Below are 19686 nucleotides of genomic sequence, written 5' to 3' on the forward strand. Positions count from 1 at the left end.
TTAAGCATAAATTTACAGATTTATACCAATCCTCAAAATAAATAAAACATTTATTTTGAGGGAAAAGGATACTGACTAAATAAAGTGAAACAATTGCAAATTTTAACGGAGAAAAAGCGTTAAAAAAGTGCACTTAACCCGAAGGGCGCTTGCGTTTGCACTTTTTAGCTTTTTCGAAGTGCTAAAGAATTTGCACTCTTGTTGAGCGTATTTAGTCAGTACCAAGAAAAAATGAATGTAAAAGTTGTTTTATGTTTTGGTATTACTTTATTTTCAATTAATAAATCTGCCGGATAACCGGCAAGCTCATTGTTTTTTACTAAAATCGCCGTTTTCATCAAAATCCTTTAAAATATATTCTGCAAACGCAAAACTAGCCGTAAAAGCCGGACTCACCGCGTTAAGAACATGTATTTGGTTTTCTTTTTTTTCTACAAGAAAATCCATAACCAGTTCAAGCGTCTGAGTATCAAGAAGCTGAGCTCTTATTCCAGGAGTCATAGGTTTAAAATCTCCTCTTAAGTTATGAACAAGTTTTTTAGCTTCGTTTATAAGATTCTTTGGAATATAATATCTCATCTCATAAAAAGCCAAATCTCTAAATCCAAAAGCGTTTGTAAAGAATAACTTAGCTTCAAGAGAAATAATCTCTAAAAACTCCCAAAAATTAAATCTTTCAAACCCCGTATAATTTTCCCTCCAAAAAGCCGGAATAGCAGTAGGCCCTATTTTTATGCTACTATCGGCCATAAGAGTAAAATGGACTCCCAAAAACGGATTTTTTATATTAGGCACGGGGTAAATTTGCGTTTTTATCTTATCGGGACCTAAATATTTTCTATAAAGCCCTTTAAAGGGAAGCATTGTATATTTTAATCCCACTCCAAACTTATGGGCAATTTTATCCGCATAAAGCCCGGCGGCATTTATTAAAAAATCATAGCTCTTATTATATTTTTCAAAAGGAGTATTAAAAATAAACTCCACACCTTTATTTTCAAGGTTTTCTTTTAATACTTTGCAAACTTCTCTTGGATTTACCGTCGCAGTATTCGGAGAATAAAGGGCGTATTTATATGTTTTTGCGTTAGGGTCTATTTTTTTTGCATCATCTTCTGTAATAATATAAGCCCCTGCACTATTGGCTTTACTTCGTTTTTCAAGTTCAAAAAGAGTTTGAACCTCATCTTCATTTTTCGCTACTACAAGCTTTCCTGTTTCATTAACGAAAATACCGTTTTTATAACAAAATTCTTTCATACGCCTATTGCCATCAGCCGTCAGTTTAGCTTTTAGAGAATCGGAAGTATAATAAAACCCCGCATGCAAAACCCCGCTGTTTTTACCGCTTGCGTGAAAGGCTTCGTGAGGTTCTTTATCTATTATTACAATCTTATCATTAGGATTTCTTTTTATCCATTCATAAGCAAGCGTCATTCCTATAATCCCGGCTCCTACTATAAGCACCTTTTTCATACATCTCCTTTTAAAACCCTAAATTTATAATCTTCCACAGTCTTTCTATTTCAAAATCATCAAACAAAAGAGTTTTTTTTTCGTTAAAAAGCAGATTTAATTTCTCCTTTTCAAACCCTTCGCTCATAACACATTTTTCATGAGAAGGCAAAAACGCTCTTGCAAGGGCTATTTTATCTTTAATTTTCTCTTCACATAAAAAACAGACGTTCTCTTTATGAAGCCTTCCCTCTTTTTCCAAAAGCTTTACGTAACTTTCTATAAGAAGTCTTTTTGATTCTCTTTTTGCAATTTTTTCGCTTATTTCCTTTAATAATCCATAATAAAATCCGTCAATACGGCTTACATCCCTTAAATGATTTGCCATCAACATAACAAAAGACTTAAAATCCAGCATTTTTTGTAAATCAAACATAAAATCAAACGGTAACTGAGTAACGTTTCTAAGCCTTTTTATAGTGGCTTTAGGACTCTCTTCGACAATAAAATCTATATGATACCCAACATTTATATAAGAATGTCTAGCACCATAAAACCTATACAGCGTTAAAACCTCCCGAGGCGTCAATATCCTGACTATTAAATCCTCATCCCTTACTCTTACCGTATTTAAAACAAATCCTCTCATAAAAGAAATTATATCGAAATTTAACATTAGGGTTGTTTTATGCTAAACTACAAAGATAAAAATATGACAGCTTCGAGCTCCTTTTTGCTTACGCATCACTCAAATTTTGCTAAAAAGTGCTAACGGGTAAACGCACTTTTTTTAACGCAAAATTTTCGTTAAAATCCGCAACGCTGTCATATTTTTATTTTTTCGTTATTTACATTTTTTCAGTATTAAACAGCCCTGAATTTAACATTAAGTTTTTTTTGCTATAATTTGAAAATTATTAAAATCGGATTAATAACCTCTTAAAGGAAGAATATGTCAAAAATGTTAGAATTTAAAGATAACTGCGGATTTGGTGTAATTGCGGACATTAAAGGACGAGCTACCCATTCAATGGTTAATGAATCGCTAACCGCTCTTGAGAGAATGATGCACAGAGGGGCTATTGCGGCTGATGGAAAATCGGGTGATGGGAGCGGACTTTTATTTTCAATGCCAAAAGAATTTTTCAAAAAAAAGGCAAACGAACAAGGTATTGATTTGCCTGATATTTTCGGCGTTGGAGTTATTTTTTTAAAAAACGAAAAACATAAAGAAACAGTGGAAGAATTTTGTGAAAAAAACGATTTAAAAGTAATGTTATGGAGAAAAGTACCTATAAACACTGAAGCGTTAGGAGAACTCGCACTTAAAACGCTTCCTAAGATTTATCATGTTTTTATAGTCCCAAATTCTATTATAGCCACTAAAAGATTCGAAGAGCTTTTATATCTGACCAGAAAAGAGATAGAAAACGCAATTGAAGATAAAGATTTTTATATTCCAACTTTCAGTTCAAAAAAAATAGCCTATAAAGGGCTGTTAATGCCTAATCATATAAAAGAGTTTTATCCGGATTTAAAAGACCCGGATTTTAAAGTCTATTTTGCCCTGTTTCATCAAAGATTTTCTACAAACACGCTTCCTGAATGGAGACTTGCCCAACCGTTTAGATTTATAGCACATAACGGAGAAATTAACTCCATTCAGGCAAACAGAATAAATTCGCTTATTAAAAGCGAATCTATAAAATCTCCTGTATTTTCGCAAGAAGAGCTTAAAAGACTTCTTCCTATAGTAAGATTTGACGAAAGCGATTCAAGCTCTCTTGACAGGATGATAGAATTTTTAATTATGAACGGTATGGACTTTTTTAAAGCTATAAGGGCGCTTATTCCTATGCCATGGCAAAACGCGCCTTATCTTGACAGCGAATTAAAAGCGTTTTACGAATATTTTTCAACCAGATTCGAAGCATGGGACGGACCTGCGGCCGTAAGCGTCAGTGATGGAAGATATATAGCCGTAGTTCTTGATAGAAACGGACTTAGACCGGCAAAATATGTTATTACCAAAAACGGAAAAATCTTAATAGCCAGCGAATACGGGGTTTTGGATATCGCAGACGGAGATGAAGTGCTTGAGAGAGGAAAACTCCAGTCCGGTCAGATGATAGGAGTCGATACGAAATTCGGAGTTGTGCTAAAAAATAAAGATATAGACAGTTATTTAAAATCAAGCAACCCTTATACAAAATGGTTAAATGAAAATATGATATATCTTCAGGAATATATAGACAATCCTTACGCAATAGATGAAAAAATAGAAATTGAAGATTTAATACATAAACAACGATACGCAGGTATTACAAAAGAAGTAATAAACGAAATAATAAAACCTATGATAACGGATGCGAAAGAGCCTACCGGAAGCATGGGAGACGACACTCCTTTAGCATGTTTTAGCGATTATCCTTACAGAAGTTTTAATGATTTTTTCAGACAAAAATTCGCTCAGGTTACAAACCCTCCTATAGACTCTTTAAGAGAAAAAATAGTTATGAGCTTAAACACCGGATTTGGGGAAATCCATAATATCCTTGACGAAGCACCAGAACATGCAAAAAGAATCAAAACCACAACACCTATTCTGACACAAACCAAGCTTGAAGTTTTAAAAAGTTTCGGAGATGAAAATTCACCTAGATTTGAAACCGACTACAAAAACAAAACATACTCAACCGCCTATAAAAACAATCTAAAAGAATCTTTAGAAAAATTAACGGATGAAATTGTCAAAGATGTAAAAGAAAAAGGCGTAAGAATTATATTTTTAGACGATAAAAAAATAGACAAAGAGCACAAATCAATACCTATGGCAATGCTTATAGGAAGACTTCACAAAAAACTTCTGGATAATAAAGTAAGACACTTAACAAGCATAGTCGCTCAAACCTGTGAAGTCACAACCCCTCATGACGCAGCGGTAATGATTGCATATGGGGCAAGCGCTATTTATCCTTACCTTTTATTCAAAACGGTATGCGACTTAAGCAAAGATATGAATATTGAAAAAGACGACGCTTTATTTAACGTTCACAGCGCTCTTAATAAGGGAATTTTAAAAATTATGTCAAAAATGGGAATTTCCACAATAGCCAGTTACAGAAATTCAGCTCTGTTTGACATTATAGGTTTAAGCGAAGAAATGGCAAACGAATGTTTTATAGGAAGCAAAACACTTATTCCTGGGCTTACTTATGAAGATATAGAAGAAAAAATAGAACAAAAACATAAAGAAGCGTTTAAAGAAGACAAGATTCCAGCCGGAGGAGTGTATAAATTCAGAAGAAACGAAGAATATCATGAAATAACGCCTTTAATTGTAAAAGCCTTTAAAAAAATGCTTGAAGGGGATAAAAAAGATTATGAAGAATTTAAAAAACTCGTAGAAAACAGAAGACCTACTTACATCAGAGACTTTTTGGATATAAATTCAAACAAAAAACCTATTGATATTTCGGAAGTAGAGCCTAAAGAAAATATCATCAAAAGATTTATAGGCGCTGCTATGAGTATCGGGGCTTTAAGCAAAGAAGCACATGAAGTACTTGCAGAAGCGCTTAACCGCCTTGGTGCTAGAAGCAACTCGGGAGAGGGAGGAGAAGACCCTGTAAGAAACAAAACAATAAAACAGAGTAAAATCCGTCAGGTTGCAAGCGGTAGATTTGGAGTAACACCGGAATATCTCGTAAATGCCGAAGAAATTCAAATTAAAGTAGCCCAGGGGGCAAAACCGGGTGAAGGTGGTCAGCTTCCTGGATTTAAAGTTACTACATATATTGCAAAACTAAGACACACAACGCCTGGTAAAACGTTAATTTCTCCTCCTCCACATCATGATATTTATTCGATTGAAGATTTGGCTCAGCTGATTTTTGACTTAAAACAAATCAATCCTGAAGCAAAAATCAGCGTAAAACTCGTATCAACGGCAGGTGTCGGAACAATAGCGGCAGGTGTGGCAAAAGCATATGCCGACCATATAGTTATAAGCGGAAGCGAAGGAGGAACGGGAGCCGCTCCTATAACTTCAATACGCCATGCCGGAAATCCATGGGAGATTGGATTAATCGAAGGGCATAACTCTTTAAAAGCAAACCATTTAAGGGAATTCGTATCCCTTGAAACCGACGGAGCTTTGAAAGTTGGAAGAGATATAATAATAGCCGCACTTCTTGGAGCTGAATATTACGCCTTTGGAACGGCTCTTCTTATGGCCGTAACATGTGTTTTTTGTAGAAGCTGTCAGACAAATAAATGTCCTGTAGGTATCACCACCCAGGATGAAGAGTACAGAAAAAAATTCAAAGGAGCGGTTGAGGGAGTAATTAATTACTTAAACTTCTTAGCCGAAGACGTAAGGGAATATCTGGCAAAAATGGGATATAAATCTCTTGATGAAATTATCGGACATAATTATCTTTTAAAAGTAAAAGAAATTCCTCTTGCGAAAAAATTCGATTTTTCACAACTGTTTGAATATGTAGAAGGAATTAACACCAAACAAAAAGAAAACGAGCCGTTTGACAAGAATGAATTTGAAAAAGAACTTCTAAAAGAAGTTATGGAAACTATTAAAAACCCTAACCATAAATCCGTGGTAAAAGCCAAAATATGTAACTTAAACAGAAGTTTCGGAGCCTTAACAAGCGGTGTTATAGCAAAATATTACGGAGATGCCGGTCTTCCGGAAGACAGTATCGTATATAAACTTAAAGGTGTTGCGGGACAGAGTTTTGGGGTATTTTTAAGTAAAGGTATGACACTTGAACTTAAAGGAGTGGCAAACGATTACGTAGGAAAAGGCATGGCAGGCGGTAAAATAATTATAACCCCTAAAAAAGAAGGAGCCGCAGCAGGTAATACCTGTCTATACGGGGCAACGGGAGGAAAACTTTTTATAGCCGGAGAAGTTGGAGAGAGATTTGCAGTCAGAAACTCAGGCGCCGTAGCGGTAATTGAAGGATGCGGAGACCATCCTTGCGAATATATGACCGGAGGAGAGGTAATAATCCTTGGTAAAACCGGAATTAACTTTGGTGCCGGAATGACGGGGGGAGTCGCTTTTGTATATGATAAAGAACATGAATTCGTAGATAAAATCAACCCGGAACTTATAGAAATCAGAAGAATCGATATAGATGAAAACGAAAAACCAAAACTATATCTCAAAAAAAGATTAATCGAATACTATAACGCAACCGGAAGCAAAAAGGCAAAATGTATTCTTGATAATTTTAGAAGCGAAGTTAGACATTTCTGGCTTGTAACGCCAAAAGACAACCGCCCGCCGCTTGACCCTAACGAAATGGATTAAGGAAGAGAATGAGACTCTCTTCCTTTGAAATTGATGCGATAAAAAAAAGTGCTAAAGAAGTGTTTGGAAAGTGCAGAATTTATCTTTTTGGCAGCAGAGTTGATGATAGCTTAAAAGGTGGAGATATCGACCTTTATATACAACTTTCTCAAAAACCCCCTTTTTTATCCAAAGAAAAATTTTTAAACATCCTTAAAAGAAAAATAGGCGAACAAAAAATTGACGTAGTGATTTCTTATCCTCAAAAAGAAAAAACTTTAATTGATGAAGAAGCTTTAAAAAAAGGAATTTTACTTTGAATAAAATTTTAAATGAAAGAATAAAAATCATTGATAATCTTATTAATACAATTGAAGAAGACTATCAGGACCTGCAAAAAATAGATTTCATAGATTTTTCAAATAAAAATCATAAAAGATTAATTAACAGCTTTTTATATACTTATACAAAACTGCAAGACAATATAGGCGCTAAACTTTTTAAAGAAGTTTTATATGAATTAAAAGAAATAGAAAACAAACATTTACCAATGATTGATATTTTACATAAACTTGAACAATTAAATATACTTTATGATATTCAAAATTGGGACATTTTAAGAGAAATTCGAAATGAATTAACTCATGAATATGAATTAAACAATCAAAACAGACTCGAAAATATAAAAAAAGCCCTATGGGGATATAAAGAACTTAAAAAAATATATAACAATATAAAAATATATCTAAAAAACAAAAACCTGATTGAGGATATGAGATGAACATTGCCTTACACGTTCCTTGTTATATAAACTAACTAAATCCCGAAATTGCCGGAAAACACTTTTAATATTAAGACATTTCGGTCTTAATGTAAGCGTACCCAAAGAACAGACCTGCTGCGGCCAGCCTTTTATAAATTCAGGTTATAAAACTTCTCTTCCAAACAGATTTGAAGAAATTTTTAAGGATTTCGACTATATTGTTTCACCCTCAAGCAGCTGTGTTTCCACCGTAAGAGCACAAAACCTAAGCATTTCAAATAAAACGTTTGAACTGTGCGAATTTTTACATGATATTGTTTTACACAACTCCTGTCACTCTTTAAGGCATCTTTTAGAAGGTATGCCAAGTGAACTAAATATTCCTTATTTTAATAAAGTAAAAGCAGTGCTAGGAGGAAACATAAAAGAAGCTGATAGGGATGAATGCTGCGGATTTGGAGGGGTTTTTAGTTTAAAAAAAGGATTTATCAGTTATATCATGGGGAGAAATAAGCTTGATGATTTAAAAAATAAAGGCGATGTAATAACGGGAGTTGATTATTCATGTCTTTTCCATTTAAAATCCATTGCCGAAAAAGACGGCGATAATATAGAGATAAAACACATAAGCGAAATTTTATACGAATCCTTGGAGCTGTGAAATGAAACATTACGAACTTGCCGTAAAATTTTACAAACAGCAAGGACCCCGCCACGACAAAGCCCTCTGGAGTATTAGACAAAAAAGGGATAAAGCTATAAAAGAGGTTCTCGAATGGGAAAAGTTAAGAAAAGATGCAAGTGAAATAAAAGATTATGTAATTGAAAATCTTAAAAATCTGGTAGACGAATTTATAAAAAACGCAAAAAAAGAAGGTATCGAAGTAATATTCGCAAAAGACGCAAACGAACATAACAAAACGGTACTTAAATATTTAAAAGACATTAATGCCAAAAAAGTCGTAAAATCAAAATCAATGCTTACAGAAGAGTGCGGACTTAATGAATTTCTAAAAAAGAAAGGCATTGAAGTAATCGATACGGACCTTGGAGAGAGAATAGTTCAGTTAAGAGGCGAAAAGCCTTCTCATATCGTACTTCCGGCAATTCACACAACAAAAGAAGACGTTGCTGAAATTTTAGGAGAAACAAACACAAACCCAACATATCTAACCCGCAAAATGAGAGAGTATGTCACAAAAGAAAACTTAGCGTTAAAATTCATGGAAACTTCTCTTCATTCGCCAAACATTTTTAAGATATTTAGCATTATTTTACGTCTTACTCCAAAACTCCTGCTTAAAAAAGCCGTTAAAGAATGGAGCAGATATAAAGCACTGCCTGAAATTCCAAAATCAAGGTTCATACAATGATTGAGACTTTTATACAAAACCTTAAAATAGCGGGCGGAGAAATTTTGGAAGAAGTTCCAAAAGAATGGTATGTAACAAAAGCAAAATTCGGTATAGCAGAAAACGGAGCCGTATGGATAGAAGACTATACAAAAGAACTTTTTTTAAACAAAAGAGTAGCAATTATACTAAACAAAAACAAAATATATGAAAAAACAACAGATGTTATGAAACTAATTGAAAAACCTGGTGTTTTTATATCCGGACCTTCAAAAACCGCAGATGTTGAAAGTTTTTTGGTATTCGAAGCCCATGGACCTGTGAAGCTTGGAATAAAATTTATTTAACGATATTCTATTCTGTTTCTTCCCTTTTTTTTAGCCTCATATAACGCTTCATCAACCCTTGCCATAAGACTTTCATATGAATCATTAATTCCTACCGAAGTTACTCCTATACTTACAGTAAATTTTATTTTAATACCGTTAAATTCAAACTCTTTATTTTCTATAGCGTCTTTTATCCTGTTTGCAAGTTTCATAGCCCCGGATATTTTTGTATTTGGCAACACTATAACAAATTCCTCTCCTCCAAATCTCCCGCATATATCGCTTTTTCTAATAATATTTTGTATCAAATCCGCCATCTGTTTTAACACAAAATCACCGGCTAAATGACCATATGTATCGTTTATTTTTTTAAAAAAATCAATATCGAGCATCAAAACAGAAAAAGGTTCTGTTTTGTATCTTAAAAAATTAAAAAGAAATTTTTTTATAAATTCTTCGGTTTCTTTTTTATTATAACATCCTGTTAAAGGGTCATAAATAGCTTCTTCCTTATATTTTTCCAATATTTCATTAAAACACAGGAATTTATCTATTATATAAACGTTTTCTTTTTTCAACACCCAGTATTTTTCCCCGTTTATTATAATCTGCTCACAGTCCTTATCTTTTATATGGGAATAAAAAAAATCTTTATCTATATTTAAATTACCGAATATTTCGATATTATCCCCGTTTTCCACAATAACACAGTCAAACACTCTGTTCAATAATTTTTTCCATCGCTTTTTGAGTTGTTGAAAACGTTTTTATATCCCCTAAATTTATATCAAGATGAGTAAGACTTTTTGCTATAACAGGCGTAATCCCCGTTAAATATGCAGTTGAGCCCATATAATGAATAGCATTGTTTAGTTTTATTATCTGTCTTGCAACTTCACTGTTCATATCATAAATAGAACCTATATCAACTATTACATATTCTATTTCGCTTTTTTCAAGTCTTTCTAAAATCTTATCTATTATTTTTAAAACCCTGTTTGAATCCAAACTTCCTACGATACTCACCATAATGGCGTTTTTCCAAACCTGGGCTATAGGTGCTTCTCTCTCTTCAAGTTCGTTCATAGTAACTTTTTGCATTTCCTCATTTTGTTTTAAAATATCAACAATAAGATGAGAGGTTATTCCCTCAAAGAACTGGGTTAACTCCGCAACTATTTCAAAATTAAAATACCCTTTCTCTTCAAGTTTTTTGAAAATAGGAAATTTCAGATAACAGGTATATACGGAATTTTTAAAATTAAAAAATTTATCCTCTCCTTTTATTTCAACCAGCTTTTTCAAAAAATGAACAAGAGCATAGGCCTCAGGGGTATCAAGTTTTAAATCAGCCTCCACACACTCTTCAAAAAAACCCAAAAAATCATCATAATACCTATATTCATCGTCTTTTTCCTCATCCTCAAAAAGTTCTATCCAATAATGGATTAAATCTTCGCTTTCATTTTTTATAATTTCAAGTAAAATTTTTTTATATTCAGGTTTCATTTTTTTCTCCTTTAAAAATTAAAATTCCTCTGTCATCCATAACCCCGGAAAAAAACACAGAAGCCACCGCTATCAAATATATATTATCCGTTTTTTGTAATATATTATACAATAAATTTTTTTCTATACCGTCAGTATGAAGTATTACCACCGTATTTTTATCGTATATTATCTTATAGGTAGAAGCGGAAGAAAACACTTCTCCAACGATACCTTCTTCTTGAGAAAAAAACTCTATTTTTTCAAAATGTTTTTTAACAATGCCTATATTTCCAACCCCGCATATAAGTAAAAATTTTTTAGTAACCTCAACTACACTAAGAACACCCCCCCTCAACATTCTCTCTTTTATTTCCATATGCAGTTTATAAAAAAATTCATTTATTAAAAGACAGGAAAAACCGTTTTTCAAAAAATACTTTTTTACAAATTCGGCGCTTTTACCGGCAGCAACTCCATGACCGCTTGCATCTCCTATTAAAAAAAATTTTCCTTTCTTAACAATAAAATCTCCTCCTGTTTTTATATCCATATAATTTCTAATCAAATAACAATAATTTTTTTTCAACGTTTTTGGAACAAGCAAAACCACGGTACCTTTTATTTTTTTTGTAGAAGTAAAAATTTCCAAATCAAACATACTGTTTTGAGATATTTGAAACAATCCCAGACCTAAAGAATTATTATAAGAAGTAGTCCCCTTTTTTACCGCCCATTCTATATTTTCAATCCCGGGACCCTTATCAAGGGCGGCTAGAAGATATTCCCCTTCTTCTTCTAAAAGCCATATTTCTCCCCCGCCCCCGTGTTTTAAAAGATTCGTACCAAGTTCCATTAACGCAAAAGAAAGAAAATTTTTATATTCTTTTTCTTTTTTACCTTTTAAAAAGTTATTTAAATCTATTTTTGCAAACAGCAAATCACCGTCATTTTCTATTTTATACTTTAACACTATTTTCATATCAGATAACCTATCTCATTTATAAGTTTTTTTGTAAGAAGCTTATCCACGGCAATAAAAGAGTTTCTAATGCCGACTTTATATTTTTTATAAAAAAAATCTTTAAAAGATTCTATCTTATACTGCAAAAAATCCCCTCTTCTTCCAAAACTTAAAAGTAAAAACCTGTCCGCATTAAGCCTTACACCAAATATATCTTTATCCCGTATTTTCTCTTTTATTTCAGTTTCGATTTTAAAAAATTTTCTTATCTCATCAGCAAGGTTTTTTAAAAGCTCGTCACCTTTTTTTAATCCGTAAGCCTTATTGTAAGCCTTAAATTTGTTTATATTAATTTCTATTAAATTGATAAATAAATTTACATTGGTATTGCGCTGCAAAAGTGCCAGCAGTCCCTGTCTGTTTAAAAATTGGGTTAAAGGGTCTATAAAAAATATATTATTTCTGAGTCTTGAAATCACTTCTTCATTAAGTTCAAAAAAATTTTCCTCAATAACTCCATAATTTTTAATAAAATTTTTAAATTTTTCAAAAAGCTTAGGGTCAAACTTATGTTTTTCCTTTTCCATAACTTCCAGAGCTTCTTTTAAACTGAGTTCATTTCTATAAATCCTTTTGGTGGTTAAAGCATCAAAAACATCGCATAAACTTAAAATTCTGCTTAAAAAAGGAATTTCTTCACCTTTTAATCCGTCCGGATAACCGCTTCCGTCAAAATTTTCGTGATGATATTTAATAATTTTACTAAGATAAGAAAAATTTTTTATCTTTTCTACTATATTACCGCTTAAAACGGAGTGATATTTAATAAGCTCAAATTCTTCTTTTTCAAGCTTTCCCGGTTTTAACAAAATAGAATCGGGAATACCAACTTTTCCTAAATCATGTAACAATCCCGCAAAATACAAATCGTTTACTTCCTCATCGGAAAGTCTTAAAAATCTTCCGAAATCTTTAGCGTAATTCGCAACTCTTTCAGAATGCCCCTGAGTATACACGTCTCTAAGTTCGATAGAATAAACAAGAGGTTTTAATTCTTCAATTTTTTTATCTAAATCTCTCAAAACCACCTCTTTTCTTGATATTTCTCTTTTTTTTAGGTATATTCCAATGTAATATTTTACCACAAAAGGAAATAAATGGATAAAAAATTCGAAGATATGAATATAAAAGAAAAAATAGAAGCAATAGAAAATGTATTAAAAAAAGACATTATGCCGATGCTCGCATTTGACGAAGGATATGCGGAAGTAGTAGATGTAAGAGAAGCCAACAATGACGAAACGCATGTATTTATCAGATACGGAGGTGCCTGCGCGGCTTGCAGCAGTGCTGGAGGCGCTACTCTTTTTGCAATAGAAGAGACCCTCAGAAAAAGATTAAACACAGATAAAATAAGGGTATTCCCCCTATGAAAACACTGTTTTACGTAATTTCAGCACTTGGTTTTTTGCTTCCTTACCTGCTTAAATTTTCTTTTACTTTGTTTAACGACGAATTAAAAGTATTTGCAATTTATTTACTCTCAAAATTTAACTTAATATATTTCGCAATACTTATTACGCTGTTTTTTGCCGGACTCAAATACAAAAAACTTCAAATAGCCCAAATACTGTTTGTAACAGGATATATAGGAAGTGTTTTATTGAATTATTTTATTTTAGCTCCTAAAAAAATAGCAAATTTTGCAAAAGAAAACAATTTGACGCTTGTAAAAGTAACAGAACTTAAAAACTACCCCCATTTTAAAATAATAAAACAGGAAGCCGGATGGGCGGCTATAAAATTAACCCCTCATTTAAAAAACACGCTTCCGTTTAACTATAAAAAGGACAGAATGGAATGAAAGTTTTAATCATTGGAGGAGGGCCTGCGGGCTCAACAGCGGCAAGACTTTTGGCAAAAGAAGGATTTGATACTACGTTAATTCAGGATAAGATATGGGACAAACCTTGCGGAGGCGGAGTTAAAACCAAAATTTTCGAACAGTTTCAAATCCCAAAAAGCCTTATTAAACACACACTCTCAAAAGTAGAAATAATATATAAAAACAAAATAATTCCCATTCCTTTAAAAGGAAAAAATTTAAGTATCGTTTTTAGATACGAATTCGACCAGACTCTTAGAGATTTGGCTCAAAAAGACGGGGCTAAATTATATTATGGAAAATTCGGAGGCTTTGAACAAGAAAAAGCGGTTGTAAAAATAAAAAACGAAAAAATACTTTTCGAATACGATATTTTAATCGCCGCAGACGGAGTAAACTCCAGCGTAAGAAAAGCCTTAAACTTGCCTCCGGTACCAAAAACAATAACGCATTACTCAAAAACGGATAAATACAAAACCGAAGTCTGTGAATTCTTTTTTGAACAAAAATACGGAGGCGAATATTACGGATGGGCTTTTCCCCATGGAGATTTAACGCACATAGGAAGCGTAGACGCCAAAAGTTTTAAAAACCTGTGTGAATATCTAAAAGTCAAGGAAAAACCTAAAGGCTATTTTATTCCGACTTGGAGAGAAAATATAATTATTCAAAAAAACAACGTCTATTTTGTAGGAGACGCCGCGGGACAGGTTATGCCTCTTAGTTTTGAGGGAATTTATTATGCAATAAAATCGGCTGAAATTTTGGCAAACTCCATAATCAGCCAAAAAGATTATAAAAAAGAGTGGGAAAAAAGGTTTTTAAAACAGTTCAAATTTATGAAAAGGCTCGAAAACCTTATGAAAAATGCTCTTTTTAGAGACATTATGGTAAAAGCACATAATTTAAAATTTGTAAGAAATTTCAGCGTAAATTTATGGCTTGGTAAAGTATAATTTCACAAAAAGGTTATCATATGAAAATATCCGTAGTAGTACCTCTTATGAACGAAGAAGACAATATAAAATATTTAATAGAAGAAGTGGATAAAGCCCTTAAAGATTTTGACTACGAACTTATTTTAGTGGATGACGGAAGTACGGATAATACCGTAGAAGAGATAAAAAAACATATGAACGATAAAACAAAACTTGTAATACTAAACAGAAATTACGGTCAGACATCGGCTATGGCGGCCGGTATCGAAATCGCCCAGGGAGATATAATAGTCACAATAGACGGGGATTTGCAAAATGACCCAAGCGACATTCCTATGATGATAGAAAAACTAAACGAAGGTTACGATGTCGTAGCGGGAATAAGAGCAAAAAGACAGGATGAGCCCTTTAGAAAATTTCTTAGTAAAATAGCAAACAAAATCATTAGAAAAATAACAGGCGTTCATATAACAGATTACGGATGCACGTTAAAAGTCTTTAAAAAAGATGTGGCGAAAAATTTAGGACTTTACGGAGAGCTTCACAGATTTATACCGATTTTAGCTGAAATGTACGGGGCGAAAATAACAGAAGTTCCCGTAAAACATCACGAAAGAAAGTTTGGACAGAGCAAATACGGCTTTAACAGAATATTTAAGGTTATAAGCGATTTGATGTATCTTGTTTTTATGCAAAAATTCGGTCAAAAACCTATGCATTTTTTCGGTACCGTAGGTTTTATTATGTTCAGCGCCGGTGCTTTAATTGATTTTTATCTTTTTATATTAAAACTTTTCGGACAAAGTATAGGCAGCAGACCTCTTTTAACTCTTGGTACAATGCTTATACTAGGGGGAATTCAGCTGATAACAACAGGGTTTTTAGCTGAAATTATGATAAGGACCTATTACGAAAGTCAGGGCAAAAAGCCTTACGTAATAAAAGAAATAGTGGAAAAGCATGAAGAAAAAAATTAAACTTCTAATAAAAATTCTTTTTATTTTTGCGGCCTTTTATATAATTTTTCAAAAAGTGGATATCAATGAGCTAAAAAATATTAAACTTCACAATCCTTTATTTCTTTTTTTAGCTTTTATTTTTTATAACGCATCACAAATAATATCCACATTAAGAATTCATATATACTTAAAAAACATAAATGTAACTCCAAGCTTTAAAAAACAGCTTATGCTATATTATGTAGGAATGTTTTACAGCACCATCTTACCAGGAGGAATAGGGGGAGAGGTATATAAAGCGTATAAATTCCAAAAAAAATATAAAAAGGGGTATAAAAAAATCATAAAAGCGCTCCTTATCGACAGGATTTCCGGACTGTTTGCGATAATGTTTTTAACAGGTATTATTATATTTATTTCTTCTTTTCGGCAATTTGTATGGGTTATAGGATTTTTAATTGTTATAGCGCCTTTTGGACTTTATTTCCTGCATAAAACACTGTTTTTGGAATTTGACTTTTACCCTTTTTTATATTCTGTAATAATTCAGTTGCTCCAGGGACTTTCATTTCTGGCGATTTTACTTTCTCTTGGAATAAAAGAGCATCTAATAGACCTTATTATTTTATTTTTTATATCTTCAATAATTAGCGCTATTCCAATTTCTATAGGAGGGGTTGGACTTAGAGAACTTACCTTTCTTTACGGTCTTGAATATCTGCATTTAAATCCGGCTACAGGCGTAGTGGCGGCATTTTTATTTTTTGTAATTTCTCTTATTTCAAGCGCTATTGGAATTTTATTCTTAAAAGGAGTAGAAGATGTTTAACACGCCTGTTTTTCAATTAGGAGACATATCCGTAAAATTAGAATATAAAAACCCGGCCGGAAGCATAAAAGACAGACCCGCTCTTTTTATGTGTAAAGAAGCTTTTTTAAAAGGATATAGAGAAATTGTAGAAGTAACAAGCGGCAATACGGGAATAGCACTGGCTTTTTACGCTCAGAAATTTAACCTAAAAGCCACTATCTTTATGCCAAAAAGCTATTCAATCGAAAGACAAAAACTCTTAAAAGCTTACGGGGCAAATTTAATCTTAACCGATGGGAATATAGCTGATGCTATAAAAGAAGCCCAAGATTACGTTCAAAAGAAAAACGCTTATTTTGCAAAACAGTTTGAAAACCCCATAAACTCCTCCTCTCAGGAAATTACAGGGCTTGAAATTTTCAATCAAATAAAAGGCATAAAAAATTTTGTATGTGCCGTTGGCAGCGGCGGCAGCATTAGCGGAATAGGAAAAGTTTTAAAACCTTTAGGTGTTAAAATAATAGCCGTAGAGTCAAAAAATTCCCCTGTAATTTATAATAAAATCTATAAAAAAAATTTGCCTGTAAAACCTCATAAAATTCAGGGAATAGGTGCAGGATTTATTCCTAAAACATTGAATTTGAATTTAGTAGACGACGTAATTTTAATAGACGACGAAGAAGCAATAGAATTTATGAAACAACTTCCTAAAAAAGGAATAACAGGAGGCATCTCTACAGCCGCAAACATACTAGCTTCCCAACAACTAAAAGGAAAAACCGTAACACTAGCACCTGACGGAATAGAAAGATATCTTTCTATATTCTGACAAACAGCTTTTTATGTTTTAATACTTTCGGAAGATACCTTCTTCCCTCATCCGTAGGAAGCCTGCGGGTTAACCTGTAATATACTTCCCTAGGAGAGAGTTTATTAATAATCGCTATGGCCCTATCCCTTCTTATGCTAAAAACCTTATAAACATTGCCTATTCCGCTGTTATAAGCGGCAATCGCCAGATACTCCCTTGAGATGGGATTTTTAATTTTTTTAAGATAACGGTAAAAAAGAACGTTTAAATAAGCCGTTCCTATATTTATATTGTTTTTTGGAACGAATAAAAACTCTTTTGAAGGCACTTTTTTATAACCGTAAGCCCTCTCATACCCCTCCACCCCAGCAGTAGTAGGAACAATCTGCATAAGCCCAAAAGCCGGAACGTAGCTTACCGCATAAGGGTTAAAGTCGCTTTCGGTCTTAATTATCGCAAAAACAAGCGTTTTGGAAATAGCATATTTTTTAGAATAAGTCACAACATAAGGTTTATATCTTCTCGCCCTTATATCTTCGGCGTTTTTTGTTAAAGGAAACGTCACGTAATAGACCGTTTTATTTTTTATTTTATAGTGTCTGTATTTATGCTTTAAAAGCCAATTAGCATACCTGTTTGCCCTCCAAGGATATAAAACCACCTTTCCTTCAAAATCTTTTATCTGTCCCGCTAAAAAAGGCTTTCCTTTTAATACTATTTTATCACTGAACAAATCGACGCTTCTTGGGTCTTCTGGCATTAGCATCGTATTTACAAGCGCTTTTTTAAATTTTTTCTTATTATTAACAATACTTTCTACTTTTACATATCCTTTTTCAAAATTTATAATAGCCCTCGCCTTATAGCCTTCTTCATATTTTACAAGTGTCGTGGTAGAAGGTTTTTTAGGATTTGGCCATATGGAAATAGCTTTTACAAATCGTCTGATTTCTTTTCTGAAATTTAAAATAAAACTTTTTATATCCCTCTGAAGCGCTTCGGGATGGGTTATATAATATCTTTTTTTTGCTTTAACATAAGATTTAAAAACAGTTGAAGGATTTTTAGAAGTTACGGCTTTAGCAATATAATGATAATCGCTTACGCTACAGCCTATAAAAAATATACTTAGAAATATCCACTTAAAAATATTTTTCCCTTTCTATAAAATTAGTATAAGATTTTAATATAAAACTTATGAATAGTCAAAAAGTATCGGAGATGATATTTGGAGAAATTCATGGAGCCGGCGAAGGGACTCGAACCCCCGACCTGCTGATTACAAATCAGCTGCTCTAGCCAACTGAGCTACGCCGGCATTAAGGGCCAGACACTTAATGTCTTATTTTTAAATGGCTCCGGCGGCAGGACTCGAACCTGCGACCCGACGGTTAACAGCCGTCTGCTCTACCGACTGAGCTACGCCGGAATAAGTGATGAAATTATAACAAAAAAAAGAAAAAAATCAAGAACTACGTCCTGTATTCCGCATTAATTTTTACATAATCATAGCTTAAATCACATCCGTAAGCGGTAAACGCCCCTTTACCAACACCTATATCCACATAAATTTTAAATTCTCTTTTTTTCATTACCTCATGGGCTTTTTTTTCTGTTTCTTCATCAAAAATAATTTGGCCCTTATCATAAACAACAACATTTTCAAAAGCGATTTTAAGCTTTTCTTCATCACACTCAACCCCGCTTGCCCCAATGGTTGAAGCTATTCTACCCCAGTTGGGGTCCTCTCCGAAAATAGCCGTTTTTACAAGCAAAGAATTTGTTAACGCTTTTCCCGCTATTTTTGCCTCTTGATTATTTTTAGCTCCCGTAACAACAAACGCCACCGTTTTAGTAGCGCCTTCTCCATCCCTTACTATATCAAGGGCTAGTTTTAACATAACCTGCTTTAAAGCTTCTTTAAAAGCCTCTTTATCATATCCTCCGTTTCTTGTGGTCATTAAAAACACGCTGTCGTTTGTAGAAGTATCCCCATCAACACTTATAGCATTAAAAGTAGATTCATTAGTCTCTCTTACAATCTCCCACATATCCTCAACGGGTATATCGGCATCGGTCGTAATAAAACAAAGCATTGTAGCCATTGCCGGATTTATCATTCCGGCTCCCTTAGCTACTCCGCCTATTTTAAATTTTCCAAAATTCCCTTCAACTTCAAAAGCTATTTCCTTTTCAAAAGAATCGGTAGTCATAATAGCTCTTGCAAACTTATTGGAATTCCTCTCATCTAAATCGAATTTATCAATAGCTTTTTTTATCTTTTCCTTATCAAGCCTTACTCCAATTACCCCGGTTGAGCTCATAATAGGATTTAATGTATTAATCCTTTTATTTACATATGCCATAAGCTCTTCAATATCCGATATACCTTCTTCACCCGTTAAAGCGTTCGCGTTTTTGGAATTTGCCAAAATAAAATTTGTTTTTTTTATATTTTTTCTTTTTACGTATTTAATAGGTGCCGCTTGAAATTTATTGGTGGTAAATAAATAAACAATATCCATAGGTTTATCGCTTCTTATAAACCCAACGTCATACCCTTCTTTTTTAAATCCGGCGTTTACCGCCGAAGCGTATATACCATCAACCGCACAAA

Annotated in this window: 21 protein-coding genes and 2 tRNA genes; 12 read left to right on the top strand and 11 right to left on the bottom strand. The window is 33.2% G+C overall.

Going from position 1 to position 19686, the window contains the following annotated elements; all coding sequences use genetic code 11:
• Positions 1-215: 215 nt before the first annotated feature.
• From ACXJH6_RS05005 to recO, 3 genes are read right to left on the bottom strand one after another with little or no spacing between them, the layout of a single operon-like run.
• A complete protein-coding gene (locus ACXJH6_RS05005) occupies positions 216-338 on the bottom strand; it encodes a hypothetical protein (RefSeq protein ID WP_456470663.1) in 123 nt (40 codons plus the stop codon).
• The gene (locus ACXJH6_RS05010; protein WP_456470664.1) at positions 307-1476 is read right to left on the bottom strand and encodes an NAD(P)/FAD-dependent oxidoreductase; all 1170 of its coding nucleotides are present in this window, start codon (positions 1474-1476) and stop codon (positions 307-309) included. Before ACXJH6_RS05010 ends, ACXJH6_RS05005 begins: the two co-directional genes overlap by 32 nt.
• A 10-nt stretch (positions 1477-1486) precedes the next feature.
• Positions 1487-2131, bottom strand: coding sequence for a recombination protein RecO (recO, locus tag ACXJH6_RS05015; protein ID WP_456470665.1), 645 nt, complete (start codon positions 2129-2131; stop codon positions 1487-1489).
• 276 nt (positions 2132-2407) lie between these two features.
• On the opposite strand from recO, the gene gltB reads away from it, so the two are divergent.
• From gltB to ACXJH6_RS05045, 6 genes are read left to right on the top strand one after another with little or no spacing between them, the layout of a single operon-like run.
• Positions 2408-6790 (top strand): glutamate synthase large subunit, encoded by a 4383-nt coding sequence (gltB, locus tag ACXJH6_RS05020; RefSeq protein WP_456470666.1) that lies wholly within the window; start codon positions 2408-2410, stop codon positions 6788-6790.
• A gap of 8 nt (positions 6791-6798) precedes the next feature.
• Positions 6799-7089: a nucleotidyltransferase domain-containing protein gene (locus ACXJH6_RS05025; protein WP_456470667.1), complete on the top strand. Its 291-nt coding sequence runs from the start codon at positions 6799-6801 to the stop codon at positions 7087-7089.
• Positions 7086-7550, top strand: coding sequence for a hypothetical protein (locus ACXJH6_RS05030; RefSeq protein WP_456470668.1), 465 nt, complete (start codon positions 7086-7088; stop codon positions 7548-7550). Before ACXJH6_RS05025 ends, ACXJH6_RS05030 begins: the two co-directional genes overlap by 4 nt.
• Positions 7551-7569: 19 nt before the next feature.
• On the top strand, positions 7570-8193 hold the full coding sequence (locus ACXJH6_RS05035; protein ID WP_456470669.1) for a heterodisulfide reductase-related iron-sulfur binding cluster: 624 nt from the start codon (positions 7570-7572) through the stop codon (positions 8191-8193).
• A gap of 1 nt (position 8194) precedes the next feature.
• Positions 8195-8905, top strand: coding sequence for an LUD domain-containing protein (locus ACXJH6_RS05040; RefSeq protein WP_456470670.1), 711 nt, complete (start codon positions 8195-8197; stop codon positions 8903-8905).
• A complete protein-coding gene (locus ACXJH6_RS05045) occupies positions 8902-9231 on the top strand; it encodes an LUD domain-containing protein (RefSeq protein ID WP_456470671.1) in 330 nt (109 codons plus the stop codon). The genes ACXJH6_RS05040 and ACXJH6_RS05045 overlap by 4 nt, the downstream gene beginning before the upstream one ends.
• On the opposite strand, the gene ACXJH6_RS05050 is transcribed toward ACXJH6_RS05045, so the two are convergent.
• The 4 genes from ACXJH6_RS05050 to ACXJH6_RS05065 are packed head-to-tail and all read right to left on the bottom strand — an operon-like array spanning position 9228 to position 12747.
• Positions 9228-9932, bottom strand: a complete 705-nt coding sequence (locus ACXJH6_RS05050) for a GGDEF domain-containing protein (protein ID WP_456470682.1) — start codon at positions 9930-9932, stop codon at positions 9228-9230. The genes ACXJH6_RS05045 and ACXJH6_RS05050 overlap by 4 nt on opposite strands.
• Positions 9925-10722: an STAS domain-containing protein gene (locus tag ACXJH6_RS05055; protein ID WP_456470672.1), complete on the bottom strand. Its 798-nt coding sequence runs from the start codon at positions 10720-10722 to the stop codon at positions 9925-9927. The genes ACXJH6_RS05050 and ACXJH6_RS05055 overlap by 8 nt, the downstream gene beginning before the upstream one ends.
• Entirely contained in the window at positions 10712-11683 is a 972-nt protein-coding gene (locus ACXJH6_RS05060) for a PP2C family protein-serine/threonine phosphatase (protein ID WP_456470673.1), read from the bottom strand. The genes ACXJH6_RS05055 and ACXJH6_RS05060 overlap by 11 nt, the downstream gene beginning before the upstream one ends.
• Positions 11680-12747, bottom strand: coding sequence for an HD domain-containing phosphohydrolase (locus ACXJH6_RS05065; protein WP_456470674.1), 1068 nt, complete (start codon positions 12745-12747; stop codon positions 11680-11682). Before ACXJH6_RS05065 ends, ACXJH6_RS05060 begins: the two co-directional genes overlap by 4 nt.
• Before the next feature lie 75 nt (positions 12748-12822).
• Between ACXJH6_RS05065 and ACXJH6_RS05070 the strand changes: the two genes are divergently transcribed.
• From ACXJH6_RS05070 to ACXJH6_RS05095, 6 genes are read left to right on the top strand one after another with little or no spacing between them, the layout of a single operon-like run.
• Positions 12823-13098, top strand: coding sequence for a NifU family protein (locus ACXJH6_RS05070; RefSeq protein ID WP_456470675.1), 276 nt, complete (start codon positions 12823-12825; stop codon positions 13096-13098).
• Positions 13095-13529 (top strand): hypothetical protein, encoded by a 435-nt coding sequence (locus ACXJH6_RS05075; protein WP_456470676.1) that lies wholly within the window; start codon positions 13095-13097, stop codon positions 13527-13529. Before ACXJH6_RS05070 ends, ACXJH6_RS05075 begins: the two co-directional genes overlap by 4 nt.
• A complete protein-coding gene (locus tag ACXJH6_RS05080) occupies positions 13526-14506 on the top strand; it encodes a geranylgeranyl reductase family protein (protein WP_456470677.1) in 981 nt (326 codons plus the stop codon). The genes ACXJH6_RS05075 and ACXJH6_RS05080 overlap by 4 nt, the downstream gene beginning before the upstream one ends.
• Positions 14507-14526: 20 nt before the next feature.
• Positions 14527-15465, top strand: a complete 939-nt coding sequence (locus ACXJH6_RS05085) for a glycosyltransferase family 2 protein (RefSeq protein WP_456470678.1) — start codon at positions 14527-14529, stop codon at positions 15463-15465.
• Positions 15449-16276: a lysylphosphatidylglycerol synthase transmembrane domain-containing protein gene (locus ACXJH6_RS05090; protein ID WP_456470679.1), complete on the top strand. Its 828-nt coding sequence runs from the start codon at positions 15449-15451 to the stop codon at positions 16274-16276. Before ACXJH6_RS05085 ends, ACXJH6_RS05090 begins: the two co-directional genes overlap by 17 nt.
• Positions 16269-17087: a PLP-dependent cysteine synthase family protein gene (locus ACXJH6_RS05095; RefSeq protein WP_456470680.1), complete on the top strand. Its 819-nt coding sequence runs from the start codon at positions 16269-16271 to the stop codon at positions 17085-17087. Before ACXJH6_RS05090 ends, ACXJH6_RS05095 begins: the two co-directional genes overlap by 8 nt.
• Here ACXJH6_RS05095 and ACXJH6_RS05100 read toward each other — a convergent pair.
• The 4 genes from ACXJH6_RS05100 to argJ form a co-directional block, all read right to left on the bottom strand.
• Positions 17077-18219: a murein transglycosylase domain-containing protein gene (locus ACXJH6_RS05100; RefSeq protein WP_456470683.1), complete on the bottom strand. Its 1143-nt coding sequence runs from the start codon at positions 18217-18219 to the stop codon at positions 17077-17079. The two genes, ACXJH6_RS05095 and ACXJH6_RS05100, sit on opposite strands and share 11 nt — an antisense overlap.
• A 91-nt stretch (positions 18220-18310) precedes the next feature.
• A tRNA-Thr gene (locus tag ACXJH6_RS05105) sits at positions 18311-18387 on the bottom strand.
• A gap of 35 nt (positions 18388-18422) precedes the next feature.
• Positions 18423-18498, bottom strand: a tRNA-Asn gene (locus ACXJH6_RS05110).
• Positions 18499-18541: 43 nt separating this feature from the next.
• The coding region (gene argJ, locus ACXJH6_RS05115; RefSeq protein ID WP_456470681.1) for a bifunctional glutamate N-acetyltransferase/amino-acid acetyltransferase ArgJ at positions 18542-19686 on the bottom strand (1145 nt) is incomplete at its 5' end.

This window comes from Caminibacter sp. (assembly GCF_053999135.1).